This is a genomic window from Acinetobacter sp. UBA3106, from assembly GCA_002365595.1.
Lineage (GTDB): Bacteria > Pseudomonadota > Gammaproteobacteria > Pseudomonadales > Moraxellaceae > Acinetobacter.
The window spans coordinates 45,372-62,616 of record DFAM01000017.1; the positions used below are offsets into that span (position 1 = coordinate 45,372).

14 protein-coding genes and 1 pseudogene are annotated in these 17,245 nt (G+C 40.4%); 9 read left to right on the forward strand and 6 right to left on the reverse strand.

From position 1 onward, the window contains the following. Positions 1 to 107 precede the first annotated feature (107 nt). A complete protein-coding gene (uraH, locus tag B4C48_RS09770; RefSeq protein ID WP_409514834.1) occupies positions 108 to 509 on the forward strand; it encodes a hydroxyisourate hydrolase in 402 nt (133 codons plus the stop codon). 515 nt (positions 510 to 1,024) lie between these two features. Here uraH and B4C48_RS09775 read toward each other — a convergent pair. Further along, a complete protein-coding gene (locus B4C48_RS09775) occupies positions 1,025 to 2,728 on the reverse strand; it encodes a M61 family metallopeptidase (RefSeq protein WP_291355986.1) in 1,704 nt (567 codons plus the stop codon). Positions 2,729 to 2,909: 181 nt separating this feature from the next. Here B4C48_RS09775 and B4C48_RS09780 point away from each other — a divergent pair, with 181 nt between their 5' ends. The 3 genes from B4C48_RS09780 (at position 2,910) to slyD (ending at position 6,263) form a co-directional block, all read left to right on the forward strand. Next, complete coding sequence (locus tag B4C48_RS09780) at positions 2,910 to 4,220, forward strand: D-alanyl-D-alanine carboxypeptidase PBP6B (protein ID WP_291355988.1); 1,311 nt, start codon at positions 2,910 to 2,912, stop codon at positions 4,218 to 4,220. Between the two features lie 122 nt (positions 4,221 to 4,342). Beyond that, entirely contained in the window at positions 4,343 to 5,644 is a 1,302-nt protein-coding gene (locus B4C48_RS09785) for an NAD(P)/FAD-dependent oxidoreductase (RefSeq protein WP_291355990.1), read from the forward strand. A gap of 136 nt (positions 5,645 to 5,780) precedes the next feature. Next, on the forward strand, positions 5,781 to 6,263 hold the full coding sequence (gene slyD, locus B4C48_RS09790; RefSeq protein WP_291355992.1) for a peptidylprolyl isomerase: 483 nt from the start codon (positions 5,781 to 5,783) through the stop codon (positions 6,261 to 6,263). 245 nt (positions 6,264 to 6,508) lie between these two features. On the opposite strand, the gene rnk is transcribed toward slyD, so the two are convergent. Further along, the gene (gene rnk / locus B4C48_RS09795; protein ID WP_291355994.1) at positions 6,509 to 6,913 is read right to left on the reverse strand and encodes a nucleoside diphosphate kinase regulator; all 405 of its coding nucleotides are present in this window, start codon (positions 6,911 to 6,913) and stop codon (positions 6,509 to 6,511) included. A gap of 125 nt (positions 6,914 to 7,038) precedes the next feature. On the opposite strand from rnk, the gene B4C48_RS09800 reads away from it, so the two are divergent. Then, positions 7,039 to 8,655 (forward strand): hypothetical protein, encoded by a 1,617-nt coding sequence (locus tag B4C48_RS09800; RefSeq protein WP_291355996.1) that lies wholly within the window; start codon positions 7,039 to 7,041, stop codon positions 8,653 to 8,655. 51 nt (positions 8,656 to 8,706) lie between these two features. Here the strand turns inward: B4C48_RS09800 and glyA are convergent, their stop codons facing one another. Next, positions 8,707 to 9,960, reverse strand: coding sequence for a serine hydroxymethyltransferase (gene glyA, locus B4C48_RS09805; protein WP_291355998.1), 1,254 nt, complete (start codon positions 9,958 to 9,960; stop codon positions 8,707 to 8,709). 154 nt (positions 9,961 to 10,114) lie between these two features. Beyond that, positions 10,115 to 11,374, reverse strand: a complete 1,260-nt coding sequence (locus tag B4C48_RS09810; RefSeq protein ID WP_291356000.1) for an alpha/beta hydrolase family protein — start codon at positions 11,372 to 11,374, stop codon at positions 10,115 to 10,117. Positions 11,375 to 12,008: 634 nt separating this feature from the next. Between B4C48_RS09810 and B4C48_RS09815 the strand changes: the two genes are divergently transcribed. From B4C48_RS09815 to B4C48_RS09825, 3 genes are all read left to right on the forward strand, one after another. Beyond that, positions 12,009 to 12,707 carry a putative quorum-sensing-regulated virulence factor gene (locus tag B4C48_RS09815; protein WP_291356002.1) on the forward strand — a complete coding sequence of 233 codons (699 nt, stop codon included), beginning with the start codon at positions 12,009 to 12,011 and terminating at the stop codon, positions 12,705 to 12,707. An 86-nt stretch (positions 12,708 to 12,793) separates the two neighbouring features. Beyond that, entirely contained in the window at positions 12,794 to 13,420 is a 627-nt protein-coding gene (locus B4C48_RS09820; RefSeq protein ID WP_291356004.1) for a hypothetical protein, read from the forward strand. Between the two features lie 215 nt (positions 13,421 to 13,635). Further along, positions 13,636 to 13,986, forward strand: coding sequence for a hypothetical protein (locus B4C48_RS09825; protein ID WP_291356289.1), 351 nt, complete (start codon positions 13,636 to 13,638; stop codon positions 13,984 to 13,986). 145 nt (positions 13,987 to 14,131) lie between these two features. On the opposite strand, the gene B4C48_RS09830 is transcribed toward B4C48_RS09825, so the two are convergent. Then, on the reverse strand, positions 14,132 to 14,350 hold the full coding sequence (locus tag B4C48_RS09830; RefSeq protein ID WP_291356006.1) for a hypothetical protein: 219 nt from the start codon (positions 14,348 to 14,350) through the stop codon (positions 14,132 to 14,134). A gap of 828 nt (positions 14,351 to 15,178) precedes the next feature. Then, positions 15,179 to 16,627, reverse strand: a complete 1,449-nt coding sequence (locus B4C48_RS09835) for an NAD-dependent succinate-semialdehyde dehydrogenase (RefSeq protein WP_291356008.1) — start codon at positions 16,625 to 16,627, stop codon at positions 15,179 to 15,181. A 319-nt stretch (positions 16,628 to 16,946) separates the two neighbouring features. Between B4C48_RS09835 and B4C48_RS09840 the strand changes: the two are divergent. After that, positions 16,947 to 17,228: pseudogene (locus B4C48_RS09840) on the forward strand (anthranilate 1,2-dioxygenase large subunit); the annotation flags it as partial. Between the last annotated feature and the right edge of the window lie 17 nt (positions 17,229 to 17,245).

The following is a 17,245-nucleotide window of genomic DNA, read 5'->3' on the forward strand; positions in this document are numbered from 1 at the left end:
TATTCTTTTACAAAAGGGTGCTCCATGCGCCCTTTTTTTATAGCTAATGCAAAAATACAGGTGTCTTATATAAGGTAGACCGATTTAAAGTTTGAATTGAAGTCAGCATGATGAAAATATCCATTCTTTCCATTTCAATCGCCAGTTTTTCGACTGTGATTTTTGCTCAAAATCCTTTAAGTGTTCATGTCTTGAATCTGGATACAGGTTTACCTGCGTCAAATGTAGCGGTGGTTTTGGAAGCACAGCAAGGTGATAAATGGACCAAGCTTAATGAAGCGAAAACCAATAGTGAAGGCCGGATTACGGACTTATATCCCAAAGATACCAATCTTCAGAAAGGCATTTATAAAGTGACCTTTAAAACCGGCGACTGGTTTAAGGCAAAAAATCAGCGTTCTTTCTTTCCGGAAGTACCTGTAGTATTTGTAATTGATGGCAGCTTAGAACATTACCATATTCCGCTGTTATTAAGTCCTTATGGTTATTCAACCTATCGGGGGAATTGACTAAAAAACACTCTGCTTAAAGGAAACTATTTAATGATAGTTGTTCATTTTTATAGAACTTAACAAACTCAATTGGGTCAATTAAATCGCATTTCCTTCTGACAAACCTGCCAGAAAATCATCCTGTTCACTTAACTATGATGACGATGTTAATCCTCCAAAAATCCAAAATACGCCAATTACAGCTAACCAAACTACTGTAATTCCGACGCCCCAATTCAAACTTTTCTTATTCATTATCTATTAAAAATTCTCACAAAATTTTGATACACGTAAACGTCATCTGCTGCTGTTCGAGGCAGGACGACTTTGATCATTAAAGTTTCTGCGACCCCTTAAATTAGTAATTTACTTTGCCGAGTTCAGCAGATGACAATGGTTTTGGTTACTTTTGACGAAACAAAACTAACTCGAACCGAAGGTTTAGCTTCAATTTCGAAAAATTTGCCAAGAACTAAACATAAAAAACCGATGCCTAAGCACCGGTTTTACATGGTTTTTATACAGCTTGCAAATTAAGCGTTTAACCACTTCTCTGCTTTGGCCTGATCTTCAACTTTCAGCTCGACTTCACTCAATTCAGAACCACCGGCCTGAACTTCAAAAGTCATCAATTCATCACGGCGGAAAGCATGAACGGTATAACTACCTTCCTGCTTCGCATATTTTTCTAGCAGTTTACTGGTCGCTTTCAAGCCATCAATTGCAACAATCACATCATTGGCAGACAAGCCAGCCTGAACAGCTGCTCCATCTCGACGCGCTTGTTGAATCACCACGCCTTCAGGTTTATCGGCAAGCTTTAAACCAAATGGCAAAGACTTGTCATTTTTAACGTTAAAACTTAAACCGAACTCAGGAAGCAACTGATCTAGCGGCAATTCATCTGTGGTATTGATCAAATGATTGATCTGTTCAAGCCAGTTATCACCCGTCAATTCATTACACAATTCAAAGATGGTGCGCTCATGCACTTGAACACCATTTTGCGCATTTTTATACAATTTACGCATTAAGGCATCCAGGCTTGAACCGCGTAAACGCAAGCCTAAATCTAAGCAAAGCGCCACTAAACAACCTTTGTTGTAGTAGCTGGTACCGGCATTATTCGAGTTTTCATCCTGGCGGTAGAATTTCACCCAGGCATCAAAACTTGAATCCGCAACACTTTGAATCGCACGTCCCGGATTTTGTAAATAGCGGTCAATCTGTGTCTTTAATAATTTCAGATAGGATTCTTGAGAAATTATACCGCTACGCAGCAAAATCAGGTCGTCATAATAAGAAGTGAAACCTTCAAAAATCCATAATAATGAAGTGTAGCCTTCTTTGTTTAAATCATAATTGACGAAATTTTCAGGACGAATAAATTTGACCAGCCAGGAATGGAAATATTCATGACTACATAAACCCAGAAAACGCTGATAATCCGCAGAGGGTTCAGCAGGTTCATCAGCTTTAGGCAAGTCATCACGCGGGGTAATCAGACTGGTACTGTTCGGATGCTCCAAACCGCCATAACTATTACCGGTCGCCATGGTCATAAAGGTATAGTCGCTAAATGGTGCCGAACCGAACATTGAAATTTCGGTACTACAGATTTTTTCAATATCTTGCTGCATACGCACGGCGTTCATGGCATGTTTGCCAGACACCACAAATTCATGCGCAATTCCATTGGCTTCAAAGCTAAAGCGCGTTTGCTCTGCCAGCTCAAATGGTGAATCAATCAACTGGGCATAGTTTTCAGCTTTTAAGGTATAACGCCCTTTAACCAGACTTTTAGAAGCTAAGCCGGTAGCCAATTGAAAATGCTTCAGCTCATCCGGAAGGAACACTTCAACCTCAACCGCTTTATCTTCCTGCCCTTCTAGTCCCAAGCACGCACAGGCCGGATTCACATAAAGTCGGGTTTGATCGACATAGGCGCCACGTACAGATAAATCATAAGCATAGACATCATATTCCACCGTAATCAGCTCATGATCGGTATTAAATAGGCGCCATTTATTCTTTTCAAATTTCTGGATTTTTAAAATGCGTCCATCTTCATCATAAGCACGAACTGACTCAATATGCTTTGAAAATTCACGAATCAGATAGCTACCTGGAATCCAGGTCGGTAAAGAAAGGACTTGTGTCGGGTCTGCTAAAAAGCGAACTGTCACGTGAATTAAATGCTGACGATAATCGTCAAATTCGATTTGATAATGCAACATAATGGGCAATATAAAATTTAAAAAAGTTAACTTAACGATTAGCTTAGCATTTTTTTACCAAGCAATGCTGAACTGTCTTAATTGTCTACAATTCCGACTAGCCATTCACTAAAAAAAGGCATAGCATGCCTCATATTTTTTGTATTTTTACTGTCAATGGATTGGCAAATAAGGAATATCATTGAAAGCTGTCATCTACCTCCTCGCATCACTCAGTTTATTGTGCTCCACGATAGGCAATGCTGCATTACTGAACCTTGTACCTGAAAGTGTTGAAGCTCCTGCATGGACCATTCTAGATACCCAGTCTGGACAAGTCATTGCTGAACACAATAGTCATGAGCAACGCGCACCGGCATCCATGACCAAAATGATGGTTGCCTACATTGCACTCAAAGAAATTGCAGCAGATCATTTGAAAAAGGATGAAATCATCACAGCTACACCGGTAGTAAAAATGGTGCAGTGGGATGAGTCACAAATGTATCTGAAAGAAGGTGAACAGATTACTGTAGATCAGCTTCTAGCGGGTTTAATCGTGATGTCAGCCAATGATGCTGCGGTGACGTTGGCTGAGCGCATTTCAGGTACTGTGCCGGCTTTTATTGAACGCATGAATTTAGAGGCAAAAGCTTTAGGGATGAATGATACCCATTTTGCCAATGCACCAGGCGTGACCATGCCAGATCATTACTCATCTGCTCATGACATGGCGTTACTGGGTCAGGCTCTGACAGCTGAAACGCCTGAATACCTGCATTATTCAGTGATGCCAAGTTTCAGTTATAACCAGCGTTTTCATCGTGCAACCAACTTGGCGCTTAAATTTGACCCAAGTGTAGATGGTTTAAAAACCGGCTTTACCAAAGCTGCGGGATATAACCTGGCATTGACTGCACACCGCCCTACCGCTAATCCTGAACTGCCTGAACGTCGCCTGATTGTGGTGGTGATGGGAACCCAAAATGCTTTAAAACGTGCTGAAATTGCCCATACCCTGCTAAATATGGCGTATACCTATACTCGTAATGAAGTAGCCATTAAAGACAAACAGCTGATTGCTGAATTACCGGTCATTAAATCCACGTTAAAAATGTTTAAACTGGAAACCAGTAAACCGCAAATTGTGACCACATCTTTATACGATCAACCTTATGCCATTGACCTAAAAACCTATGATACGGTCAATCAGCGAATTATGTTGAATACGGGCAATGGAACAATTCAAACCATAGAACCTTTACAAGAAACCAAAACTCACTTAAATGTCGAAATTAAAGAAAAGCTCCTGACTGCTCCTGTCGCTCAGGTTATGCAACTGGCAACCGTGCATGTTTATCAAAATAATCAGCTGATTCGCACCATTGCCATTGAAGATGATGTGCAAATTGAAGAAGCCAATTTCTTCCAGAAAATTGCGATATGGTTTAAACAGCTTTTCAGTTTTTTCTCAAGTGAAGAGATTGAAGTCAAAACTTATCCTCTAGGCTAATTACGTGAAATTTCTTTACGTTATGTAAGCTGTACAACAATCTGAACAAAAGCAATGAATTGAAGATGGCATATTAAGGCCATCTTTTTTTTTCGTCTTGAAAATAATAAATAGGTCCCAAAATGAGTAATCTACATAAAATTGTTATTGTGGGTGGCGGTGCTGGTGGTTTAGAACTTGCGACCCAGTTGGGTAATAGTTTAGGTAAAAATCATAAAGCAAAAATCACGCTTGTGGATCAGAAACTGACCCATATCTGGAAACCGCTTTTACATGAAATTGCTGCCGGCAGCCTCAATCCACATGCCGAAGAAACCAATTATTTTGCGCATGCCGCCAAACATCATTATGAGTTTGTTTTAGGCAGTTTGACGCAGGTCGACCCAGCTGCCAAACACATTATTCTTGAAACAGCGCAGTTATCCAAACCCGCTCAGACTGAACCAGATTCAGGGCAAAAGAAGATTCAGCTGGATTATGACACCCTGATTATTGCCGTGGGTTCAACCTCGAACGACTTTAATACTGAAGGCGTCAAACAGCACTGCCATTTTTTGGACAGTCGTAAACAGGCCGATATCTTTCATCAAGATTTACTGCACTTATATCTTGAAGCGCAAAATCAAGAGACAACACGCGCCTTAAATATTGCCATTATTGGTGCAGGTGCAACCGGTATAGAACTTGCTGCCGAACTGTATCAGGCCAAACAAACCTTCTTTAAATACGGGCTAAATAAAATTGACCCAAAAAATGTCAATATTACCGTGATTGAAGCTGCTGACCGGATATTGCCTGCACTTTCTGAAACGGTAGCCAAGCATACCAGTCATCAACTTGAGCAATTTGGAATTCAGGTGTTGACCAAACATCGGGTGGCTAAAGTCGATCAGGACAAAGTCTATTTTGCCGATGGCAGCGCTATCGATGCAGAGCTGAAAGTCTGGGCCGCAGGAATTAAAGCTCCAGCTGTGCTAGAAAAGTTGACGGACTTTCAGAAGGACAATATTCACCGCCTTAGAGTGTATGCAACGCTGCAAACTTTATCTGATCCGAATGTCTTTGCATTTGGTGATTGTGCCCATTGCCAGCCTGCTGCAGATGAGCCGGTACTGGGTCCACGTGCTCAAGTCGCCAGCCAGCAAGCCAGTTTCCTGCTTGAAGCAATGAAAGCTCGCATTCAAGGCAAGCCACAACCGATGTTCAAATTTTCCGACAAGGGTTCACTGGTGTCATTAAGCCACAATAAAGCAGTGGGAGAATTACTCGGCCAAGTGAATGTCCAAGGTTTACTGGCAAAAACCATGTATATCTCGTTATATCGCCTGCATCAGGCAGCGATTCATGGTTATACCCATGCAGGACTTTTGACAGCTAAAGATTTTGTCACAAGAAAAACGGGACCAAAGATAAAATTGCATTGAAATTTCCAAAATCGTCCCCAATATTAACAAAACGCCATAAATGAGTGGGAAAAATGCAGATTTTTGCTAAATCTAGTCTACAAAACCCGCTTTTCACTTTATGATGTATCCTTAAAAAATTGAATGGATCAATAACATGACTGCTATTGCAAATGACCTCGTGGTTTCTTTCCACTACACGTTGACTAACGCAGAGGGCGAAACTCTCGACCAATCACAAGGTGAGCCACTTGCATATTTGCACGGTGCGGGTAACATCATCCCTGGTTTAGAAAACGCTTTGGTAGGCAAAACTGTTGGTGAAAAATTCACTGTAAACGTTCCTGCTGCTGAAGGTTATGGTGAATACAACCCTAACCTCGTACAAGAAGTTCCAGCTCAAATGTTCCAAGGTGTGGACAACATCCAACCTGGTATGCAATTCCAGGCTCAAACTGATGATGGCGTTCAAATCGTGACTGTTAAAGCGGTTGAAGGCGACAACGTTGTTGTCGATGCTAACTTCCCACTTGCTGGTCAAGATTTAACTTTCGAAGTTGAAATCGTTGAAATTCGTGAAGCTTCTGCTGAAGAATTAGAACACGGTCACGTACACGGCGCTGGTGGTCATCACCACTAAGATCGGTACGATCGTAAAAGGCAAAGTTTTTACTTTGCCTTTTTTATTGTCCTCAATTTTTTAAACTCATTTAATCGCCCTAAAATTTGCTTATATTGAGCAAGCTCATATGGTACATCATCATGCACCTGACCTGTGTCGTTTCAGCATTTATGACGGGCTATCTGGAGAAAATGAGTGAATAATAATTGCTGTGATGAACTATTAAAAATGCCCCTGATTTTGGGGCTTTTTATTTTAATCGATTATAAATAATGGCCTTCTCTTTCTGGCTGATACATCACCTTTTCAATTTTGACCTTCATTAAATGACCATCTGGCTGCGGCCATTCAATTTCCTGACCTTCAGCCAATCCTAAAATGGCTGCACCGACTGGAGCAAGTACATTGACCTGCCCTTTCTCACCCATAAATTCATGCGGATAAACCAGGGTAATAATGGTCGGTTCATTCGAAGGCGCAATAGTAATCTGTACCCGTGCATTCATAGTCACGACATTAGAGGGTATATCTTGGGGTGCAACGACTTCGGCACGTGCCAGTTCATCTTCCAGATGTTGCATGGTTGGAGTCAGTTTCGACTGATGCTCAAGCATCGTTTCTAAACGCTCAAGATCTTGTTGTGAAATAATAATTACCGGTCTTTGCATATTCAACATCCTCTTTTTTACACTTTTTTTTCAGTCAGCAATAATAAGGCTGTCTATACGGTTGATTTAAAATTAATTTCAAGTATACATATGTATATAAATAATTACTTTACAAGAATAATACGATGCTCTCTACCGCACTACACTCGACAGCTGAACCTGATTCTCGCAATTTTATGCAGCACATTCGCAGCCGTTTTCAAATGCCAGAACATCAACATGAATTTTATATTGCTTCCGCACTTAAAACCGTTAATTTTGATGGTACTTTTGCCAGCTTTGAACGACTGGATCAGCTATTTGCTGCATTTAAAAAACAAATAGGAACTCAAGCTGCAAATTTTGTTGAAGATCCTCTAAAATTAAATACCGTTTATCTGATCTCCAGTTATATAGGGCAGTTTATTAGCCAAAAATTGGGCTTTGATGAAAAATGGCAAAGTTTTGAAGAGCTACAAGCTCACTTTATCAAATTCCGTGATCGTCCCAATAACTTTGTACATAGCTATGCGCTCAATTGCAATAATCAAATTATTTTACCGCTGCATTATGTGGCAAAACATTTTTGTGAAGATGATTTACCGCTTAGCATCAGCCAGGAAATTGAAGCAGTTATTCTGAATTATCAGATTATATTTGCAGATGAACGCGGAAAATTTACCGAACAGATGCACGACTTACATACCATGTATTTCAAGGCTTATCCGCTATTTTGTGGTTCTGCTTTTCAAGATCTAGTGCAGATTTCCGATCTTGACCATAGCATGGCAAGTCTGGACCGTTTAGATGACCTCATGCGTGAAATTCGCCTGAACTATCTGGTTTCAATTGATCATTTTTTAGAAGATGATGCACATTTTTTCTTTATTCTTTTTCTGGCCGCTTATGTCGGACAAGTCATTGCTGCACAGGCCGGAACTTCACTACGCTGGTTCCGCCCGGAACAAGTCAGCCAGATGCTGGGGCAGCAAATCCCGGATGCTCTAACCACCTGCCGGATTGCCCAGATTAATGCTTCCATCTTTTTTGTGACCCAGCATATTTGCCAGTTTCTTTTTGAACCGGTCATTTCAGAATCCAGCACACAATATGTGTTGAATGCCCTGGAAACCATCAAAGCTACCAGAAATCCTATTTATTTGGCTGAAGATACGCAAAAGGCCAATAGCAATTTACAGCAATCGCCATTTTATGAAGCTTTATATCAAGCAGGTCAGTTGACCCATTTTTTATTGTTGCATATTCATGGGGTGGTTCCCCGCACTTCTTGCGAGCAAAGCCTGACACCAACCAGTTATCCACCGGGTAATACCTTCTTTAGCCATATAGATGGACCCGATGCACCCTTAAGACAACTGGATATCAATGCTGAACAATATCCCTATAATGTGCTCGGATATGAGATGTATGCCTGTCTGCCCCATGTGCGAACCGACGCCATTTCCCTGCATGTGCGCAATTATGGCGAACAGCATATGAATATTCATTTAGTCATTCCCTTTTTCCAGGTATTTGACTATCGCGGTTTTTGTATTTTGCAGCCCTATTTCCTCAGTAGAGATGACATCACGAGCAAAAACTTAGCTGAGATTTATCATGCAATGGGCGCATTTTTTAAAGGCCTTCAAGACAGCGAACGGAACCGCCCAGCGGAGTCACAAATTTGGGCTCAATATTACCAGCCAGACAAGCTGCCTTATCCCAAAGCGATGCAGCAAAACATTCCAGCGCTGGTGTCATAAAAAATATAAAAAAAAGCCTCCATATCAGGAGGCTTTTTTTAAGCGAGAAACTTATTTTGCGTAAACCGGGAATTTAGCGCAAACAACTTCAACTTTTGCTTTAATCGCGTTGATTACAGCTTCATCACCTTTAGCATCTAGGATGTCAGCGATCCAGCCTGCAAGGTCACGTACTTCAGCTTCGCCGAAACCACGAGTTGTTACTGCTGGTGTACCGATACGGATACCAGAAGTTACAAATGGAGAACGTGGATCGTTAGGTACAGAGTTTTTGTTCACAGTGATGTGAGCAGCACCTAACCAAGCATCAGCGTCTTTACCCGTGATGTCTTGTTTGATTAAAGATAACAAGAACAGGTGGTTTTTAGTGCCGCCCGATACCACTTCATAACCACGAGCGATTAGAACTTCAGCCATTGCTTGAGCATTTTTAACCACTTGTTGTTGGTAAGTTTTGTATTCAGGTGCCATTGCTTCTTTAAAGCAGATTGCCTTAGCAGCAACAGCATGAACCAATGGACCACCCTGGTTACCCGGGAATACAGCTGATTGTAATTTTTTCTCGATTTCTTCGTTAGCTTTGGCAAGGATTAAACCTGAACGTGGGCCACGAAGTGTTTTATGCGTCGTTGTTGTGGTTACGTCAGCAATTTGAACTGGGCTTGGGTAAACACCAGCAGCAACCAGACCCGCAACGTGAGCCATATCTACAAACAGGTAAGCGCCAACTTTGTCCGCGATGTCACGGAAACGTTGCCAGTCTACCACTTGGCTATATGCAGAGAAACCAGCTACGATCATACGTGGTTTGTGTTCTACAGCTAAACGTTCAACTTCTTCATAATCGATCTCACCAGTTTCTGGATTCAGACCGTATTGAATTGCATTATAAGTTTTACCAGAGAAGCTTACTTTTGCACCGTGAGTCAAATGACCACCATGAGCCAAGCTCATACCCAAAACTGTGTCGCCTGGGTTAAGAAGTGCTAGGTAAACTGCAGAGTTTGCTTGAGAACCAGCATGTGGTTGAACGTTAGCGTAATCAGCACCAAAAAGTTCTTTAGCACGGTCAATTGCCAATTGTTCAATAACGTCTACATATTCACAACCGCCATAATAGCGTTTGCCTGGGTAGCCTTCTGCATATTTGTTAGTGAGTTTTGATCCTTGTGCTTCCATTACTGCTGGTGAGCAATAGTTTTCAGAAGCAATTAACTCGATGTGCGCTTCCTGGCGGGCATCTTCGTTAGCGATTGCTTGAGCGATTTCTGGATCAAATTCAGCAATAGAGATATTGGCAAACATTAGCGAGGTCCTATTAAATTAGGGCTTTTAAGCCGTGCTAAGATTGGCGCGTATTGTAGCATGAAGTTTATAAATATTGAGAATGAACTTTACTCAGTTTTAAATAAAAAGTGCTCATGTTTAAAAAAACATGAGCAGTGCGAGTCAAATCAAGTTATTGAATTGGCATTAGAGATTTTACATCCTTCACAATATTATCGACATTTGCAGTGACCACCGTGCCGTGATCCCAGCGATCCGCCACATTTGTAATGAATTTATCGTCAATATATTCAAATGTCGTTCCTTTAGATTCCAGCATTGCCTTTAATAATAAAGTCGCCCCTTCAGGTACTGTGGTGTCATTTGAACCTTGATAAATAATGACCCGCTGATCCAGTTTGACATTGCCCGGCTGTGCATCATTGACCAGGAAATTGTTAATTACCGGCAGGGTCATAAAGTTATCTTGAGTACGGCCATAATCTTGCAAAGAATTATTATGCGTTGCTGCATATTGTCCCATCGCGGCGCCAAAGGCATTTGCAACATCTGTAGCGCATTCTACTTCTGCAATTGGAGCAATCGCGGCGGATTGCGGTTTAAATACCTGATTATAATTGACGAATATATTATGCCCTTGCATGCCTGCAACAATTAAAGCTGTAAACATATCTAACTTGGCATATACAGGGATTTGTACATTTCCCGGCAGGTCTTTGACTGAATTTTCTCCAGCCATCAAGATTGTCTCCAGATTCGAAGCCGGTGCCACAGCAATGGTTCCTTTGTAGTTTAGATTTGCTCGGGCTGCATATTGGGCAGCACCTAAAGCTGCATGCCCGCCTTGAGAGTGTCCAACAGTCATCCAGTCGGTGGAAATATTTTTGCCTTGACTGGTTAAATAGTTACGTGCCGCAACTACAGCATCGGTAATTGAAAAAGCTTCACTTTTAAGATTCAGGAAGGGATGATTGCCTTCCGCTCCCAAACCTTCATAATCGGGAGCAACCACCACATAGCCTGCATCAATCAATTTCTGGATTAACACTGTGCTGCTTCCTAAGCCTTGACGACTTGGCGCACATTTATCAGCCACACCCACCGTTCCATGAGCCCAGACTACAATTTTCCATCCATTTGCCGGTACGGCGCCGGTTGGAGTGAAAAGCAAAGAGGTTGCCTGGACTTCCTTTCCATCGACACTTAACATTTTATAAGTCAGCAACTGCCGGTCTGCGTTCAGATCGGGGTATGCGTCTCCGGTATTCGGGTCCGTATACGCCTCCACTCGCACTACCGGATTTTGTATATTATTTACCGGAATGGTCGGCTGAGGAGAGATAACCACGTCATCATTATCATCCTTGTTTCCACAGGCGGTTAAAAAAAGGACAGAACCACCGATCAACACCGTAGCAAATGTTTTATTCATGTTTACACTTCCTTATATATCTTTTTGTTTTGATGATTTAAATAATCATGAATTACAAACTATTACTCTTATTCGGTATTTGAACAATACTCCTTAACATGAAAGAAACACTATAAAAATGGATGAGATAGTTTTATTAATTTAAGTAATTGATTTTAAAAAATTTAATTTTATTAACGTGCAGTTATCTAACACTATAAAATCTTAAAACGATGTATGTCCTTATTGTTCTTATTCTTGTTTTTCGATGGCTTAGGCTATATGACGTTAAAAATAGATCCAACAGCGAACAAAGCATTATGTCACTATGCCGCCCCCATGACTGATTAACAGAAATGACTCTTCTCGAGCCATCCTTATACTGAGAGTTGCCGAACTCATCAATTCAATCCATCAAGCTGAAATCAAGATGAGTTTTTTACAGTGGTTTAAATTTAGCTTGATCAGGAAGATCGGCTCCCCTTTTAGCTAGATAAAGCTTTAATTTCAACAGATGCTTTTCAAGCAGCACATTTAAACAGCATCTCGCTACAGAAATACTCCGCAATGGGGAAAAGACTGTATTTTCAGTTTGTATCCGCTTATTTGAAAATGTTAAATTTATCCAAACGATCGCAACGGTTATGGACCTGTCATGCAAGCAATTATTCTCGATACCGAAACCCATACGTTAAATGGACAGCCGATTGAGATTGCTTATGCACCGATCCAAATCCATGACAGCAAACTCTCCTTAGACAAGAGTGAAATTTTTGACCAGCTCTATAGTGTGGATGAACCCATCTCTTTTGCCGCCATGGCAGTGCATCATATTTTAGAATCCGAGTTGGTTGGTCAGCCTCACTACACGACTTTTACTCTTCCACAGGAAACCACTTATATTATTGGTCACAATATTGATTATGATATTCGTGCCATTCAGAAATGCGGGGTAGATACCAGCAAGATCAAAGCCATTTGTACCCTTGCCCTTGCCCGTTTAGTATGGCCAGATGCGGAAGCGCATAATATTTCTGCGCTTATTTATATGATCAGCAAAGGCAGTGAAAAAGCTCGTGAAATGATTAAAAAAGCGCATCGAGCCGATATGGATATTATTTTAACTGCCAATATTTTGATGCATGAAATCCATCATTTAAACATTCAAAGTATTGAAGAACTTTATTTGGCATCGGAAGATGCGCGTATTCCTCGTACCATTAATTTCGGCAAACATCGCGGCACAGCAATAGCGGATTTACCTGCCGACTATATGCAGTGGCTGCTGCGTCAGGAAGATCTGGACCCTTATTTGCGTAAGGCTCTTGAGAAAGCCAGTATTGTTACGCTGTAATATTATGATTTGTAATATTATTTAAACCATATTGTCATTTTTCATAGCTACAATCGGCCCTAATTTAGCGGGGAATAAATTAAGGCATGCGTCAATATCATAAAACTGATTTAGGCATTGAAATTTTAAAACAACGTTCACTCAATTTGAATGCCCGTCAACGTAGACTATTATTGCTGATTGGTACGGATGATTTTGACCTGCTTTCTGAACAATTCAAGCGCCGTATCGCACCCGCTGAATTACTTGAACAACTGCTCGAAATGGGACTGATCAGCCGTCCGGCTAGCCCAACCCCTGCAGCAACACTGACCCCGACTGTACTGCATACCGGGATTGAAACCAGTTTGCCTTTGCAAAACACTCAACTTAAACATCATTCTGCCGAAGCAATCACCACGCTTAACATTTCCCAACCCTCAACTCCAGACTCTAGGGCACAGCATCCATCTCCTGACAATAAAATGCAGCTTGATGCAGAAATACTGGACTTTGAACAGGTCAAACAGCTGATGGTACAACTGCTACAACAATACTGCGGTTTAATGGCAAAACAGCTGATCACCCGCATTAGTCAGAGCACAGATTTACGCAGTTTAAAACAGTGTCAAATGCAATGGATTACCACATTGCAGGAAAGTCGCATAGCACCTCAGGAACTCAACCGATGCCTGAATCAGATAAACTGCTCTTTACAGCAACTTCCGAGCTGATCAAGTTTAAGAGCTTTTTTATGTTGCATTATTTATTTAAGGTCTTAGCTCTTTAAGAGATATCTATTTTTATATTTATAAAACAATAGTATGAGATTAATTACACCATAATCAGATTAAACAAGAGTTTATGGATTTATTCTAAATACGACCTTAGCTGAATGGCAAATATTTGTAAAAAGCTTCATATAGTAAATATTTCAGGGCAATTCATGATGACAGCCTTACATTATTTAGAATTCCATCCCGCAGATAATCCTATGTACTTAAAAAAAGTAGGTAACTGGGTGCTGACATTTTTAAGTCCTAAAGAAGATCTGACTCATACTCAACTTGCCATTACCAGTGTATTGCCCCGTCAGGTCAGTGAAAACTTACAACCGCTTCGAGTCATTATTGATCAGACTGAAACTGAAAATCGCTGGTTAATCCAGCAAATCATCTGTTATGACAGTACACAAGGTAAGGATGCAATATTCAGTTGTGAGGATGTCATAGGAATGAAAGTCATTGAAAACATGATGCAAGAATTTAATAAATATGATGTCGAGATCAGTCTACTTTAAGTATGAGTTGTTAATTCAATTCGATGAAATTTTAATCTTTTAATAAGTATTTATTCATCTTTTACAGCATTATAAAAACTCACCTTAAACAGTGAGTTTTTATTTTTCATCTATTAATCATACTGAGTATTTATAATATTTTTCATTATTCAATTATACGATAAATACTCGCAGATATACGGCTTTCAAAAAGCAATTCAATACTCGGGCGAATAATTTCACCATTCACAACAATATGTTCAATTTTTTGAAATAAGGAAAGTTTATGCAAAGCTGAATTTTCCGGAATTGCTCTTAATAATGCTTGCACTGCATGGATCTTGCTAAATTGGTCCTTAACCTTCACCTCGATCAGTTGAGTCATATCATTCTGCTCCCTTTATTTAACTAAACTTTTTATAACATATATTTTATTTATCCATAATTTAGAGATGTTAGATTTTTTGGCAATGTAATTTTTTATAAACACATAGATGATATCTACTTCAAATATCCTGCTTAACTCTCCTTAAACTTTAAGAATAAACGTCTTAAATTAAACTCAATAATTTATAATCACTACGGCTGTAAATAGCCCATTCTTAAACCTTTTTGAGATATATAAAATAAGAAAGCCCGCATTGCTGCGGGCTTTTATGTTGGAAGGCTAGTGCTGATTTTTTGTTTAAACCCGAAGGTTGTAAACTCAACAAGCTGTCATTGATCCGTCCAACCACTTTGTAGCGTCTCTCGACCTACTGTATTTTTAATATAAAACTTGAAAATTAAATAGGCAACCCTGCTCAACATTTATACACAGCACGTCAATAAAAATATTATTGAATATTTTATAAAATCATGAAAAATAGAAGCTCGCTAAATATCAGTTCTTTAGTATTTATATAAAAAGATGAATAAAAATAATATTTCATGACTTATAACCGCTATTTTTAGATCAATAATGATAATTTTTTATAACTAAAATCAAAGTTATAGAGATATTTTTAACTTTTTTAATAACACTTTCAGCATACTGCTGTTCAGTTTTGCAGGTTTTTATCACAAATCAGATAGTGGTCCTATCCTCCGTTATATTCCTTTATTTCAATAAATTTATTTCAACTAATCAGCGGGAAACTGTTTTATATTCTTATCGCCAAATGCTCGGTTAAAAAATAAGGATCACTTGATCCTTATTTTCCATGGTTCCAGTTTAAATACCCATACACATATATTTGATGTCCAGATAATCTTCAATACCGTATTTGGAACCTTCACGACCTGTACCAGATTCTTTGACTCCCCCAAAAGGTGCCACTTCTGTAGAAATCAGGCCTTCGTTAATACCCACCATGCCATATTCTAGTGCTTCACCGACTTTCCAGGCACGGCTTAAGCTTTCGGTATAAATATAGGATGCCAGACCAAATTCAGTATCGTTCGCCATCTGAATGGCTTCTTCATCGGTACTGAATTTGAAAACCGGTGCCAGCGGTGCGAAAGTTTCCTCCTTAGCCATAAGCATGTCTGGTGTGACATCTGACAACACCGTCGGCTCAAAAAAGGTTTGACCTAGTGCATGCGGTTTACCACCCACCAAGACTTTTGCACCTTTAGCGACAGCATCGGCAATATGCTCTTCAATCTTCTCAACGGCTTTTTCATTAATCAGGGGACCTTGTTCCGCGCCTTCTTCAAAAGCGGGTGCAACTTTTAATTCTTTAACGGCAGTAGTTAGTTTTTCCATGAACCGATCATAAATATTGGCATGTACCAAAATACGGTTACTACATACGCAGGTCTGACCACTGTTACGGAATTTCGATGCCATGGCACCTTTGACCGCTCTCTCCAAGTCTGCATCTTCAAACACGATCAACGGTGCATTACCACCCAATTCCATGCTGATTTTTTTCATGGTAGAAGAGCATTGTTGCATTAACAACTTGCCCACTTGAGTGGAACCGGTGAAGGATAGTTTTTTCACGACAGGATGTGTGCTCAGAACACCTCCAATTTCACGTGAACTGCCTGTCACTACATTTATCACACCTTTGGGAATACCGGCTTGTTCTGCAAGCACTATCAAGGCAAGCGCAGACAAAGGCGTTTCTGAAGCCGGCTTGATCACCACCGTACAACCTGCCGCAAGTGCCGGACCGACTTTGCGGGTAATCATGGCATTCGGGAAGTTCCACGGTGTAATCGCTGCAACCACACCTACCGGCTGTTTGATCACCACCAAACGGCGACCCTGTTTATCATGTGGAATGACATCACCATAAGTGCGTTTTGCTTCTTCGGCAAACCATTCAATAAAACTGGCACCATATAGAATTTCACCGCGACTTTCTGTTAGTGGCTTACCTTGTTCGGTACTTAGAATAACTGCAAGATCCTCTTGATTGGCCACGATCAGATCAAACCATTGACGGAGTAATATTGAACGCTCTTTTGCGGTCATATTTTTCCAGAAATATAATGCAGTCTCGGCAGCCAGTACAGCTTGCTCCACTTGTGTGGTTGAAACACTGGGTACCTGTGCAATGGTTTCGCCTGTTGCCGGGTTGGTCACTGCAAATTTTTTGCCATCTGCTGCATCCATCCAAAGACCATCAATAAATACTTGTTGTTTCAGCAAGTCTGGATTTTTAAGTTGCATTTATATTCTCCTTCATAGCCGCTTGGTACGCTACTTTGCTCAGGTGTTATGCCATTTTTAAATTTAGCCGAAATAATGTCATCGATTCATCATTCGACTGATATATACATCCAAAGCAACAAACTCTGTATCCAAATCAAATATTGCTTTAAAAATATTTATCTACTGAAAAGAATACCTGCTGCTTTATCTACAATATAGATTTTTTAGGATAGCAATGATTTCTTGTACTTCAGGATATCCCGAATTGTCGGGATGTCCAAGCGCGGCTGTGTTCACAGGATGGACTAAATTTGTCTAGGAGAGTGGTGGCAGTCCACCAGGCGAATATTGCGAACACTTCGATAAAATCACACGTGGTCTCAAACAAGGTCGCATTTCTAATTATCGCGGTTTCGTATTTATCAGCTTAGACAGTGAGGCGACAGATTCTTTAGAAGATTTCTTAGGTGATGCCAAGATCTTTCTTGATTTAATGGTTGAGCAGTCACCAACGGGTGAGCTTGAAGTCTTGCAAGGTAAATCAGCTTATACCTTTGCAGGCAACTGGAAATTACAGAATGAAAATGGTTTAGATAGCTATCACGTTAGTACAGGGCACAACCATGATAGGAACAT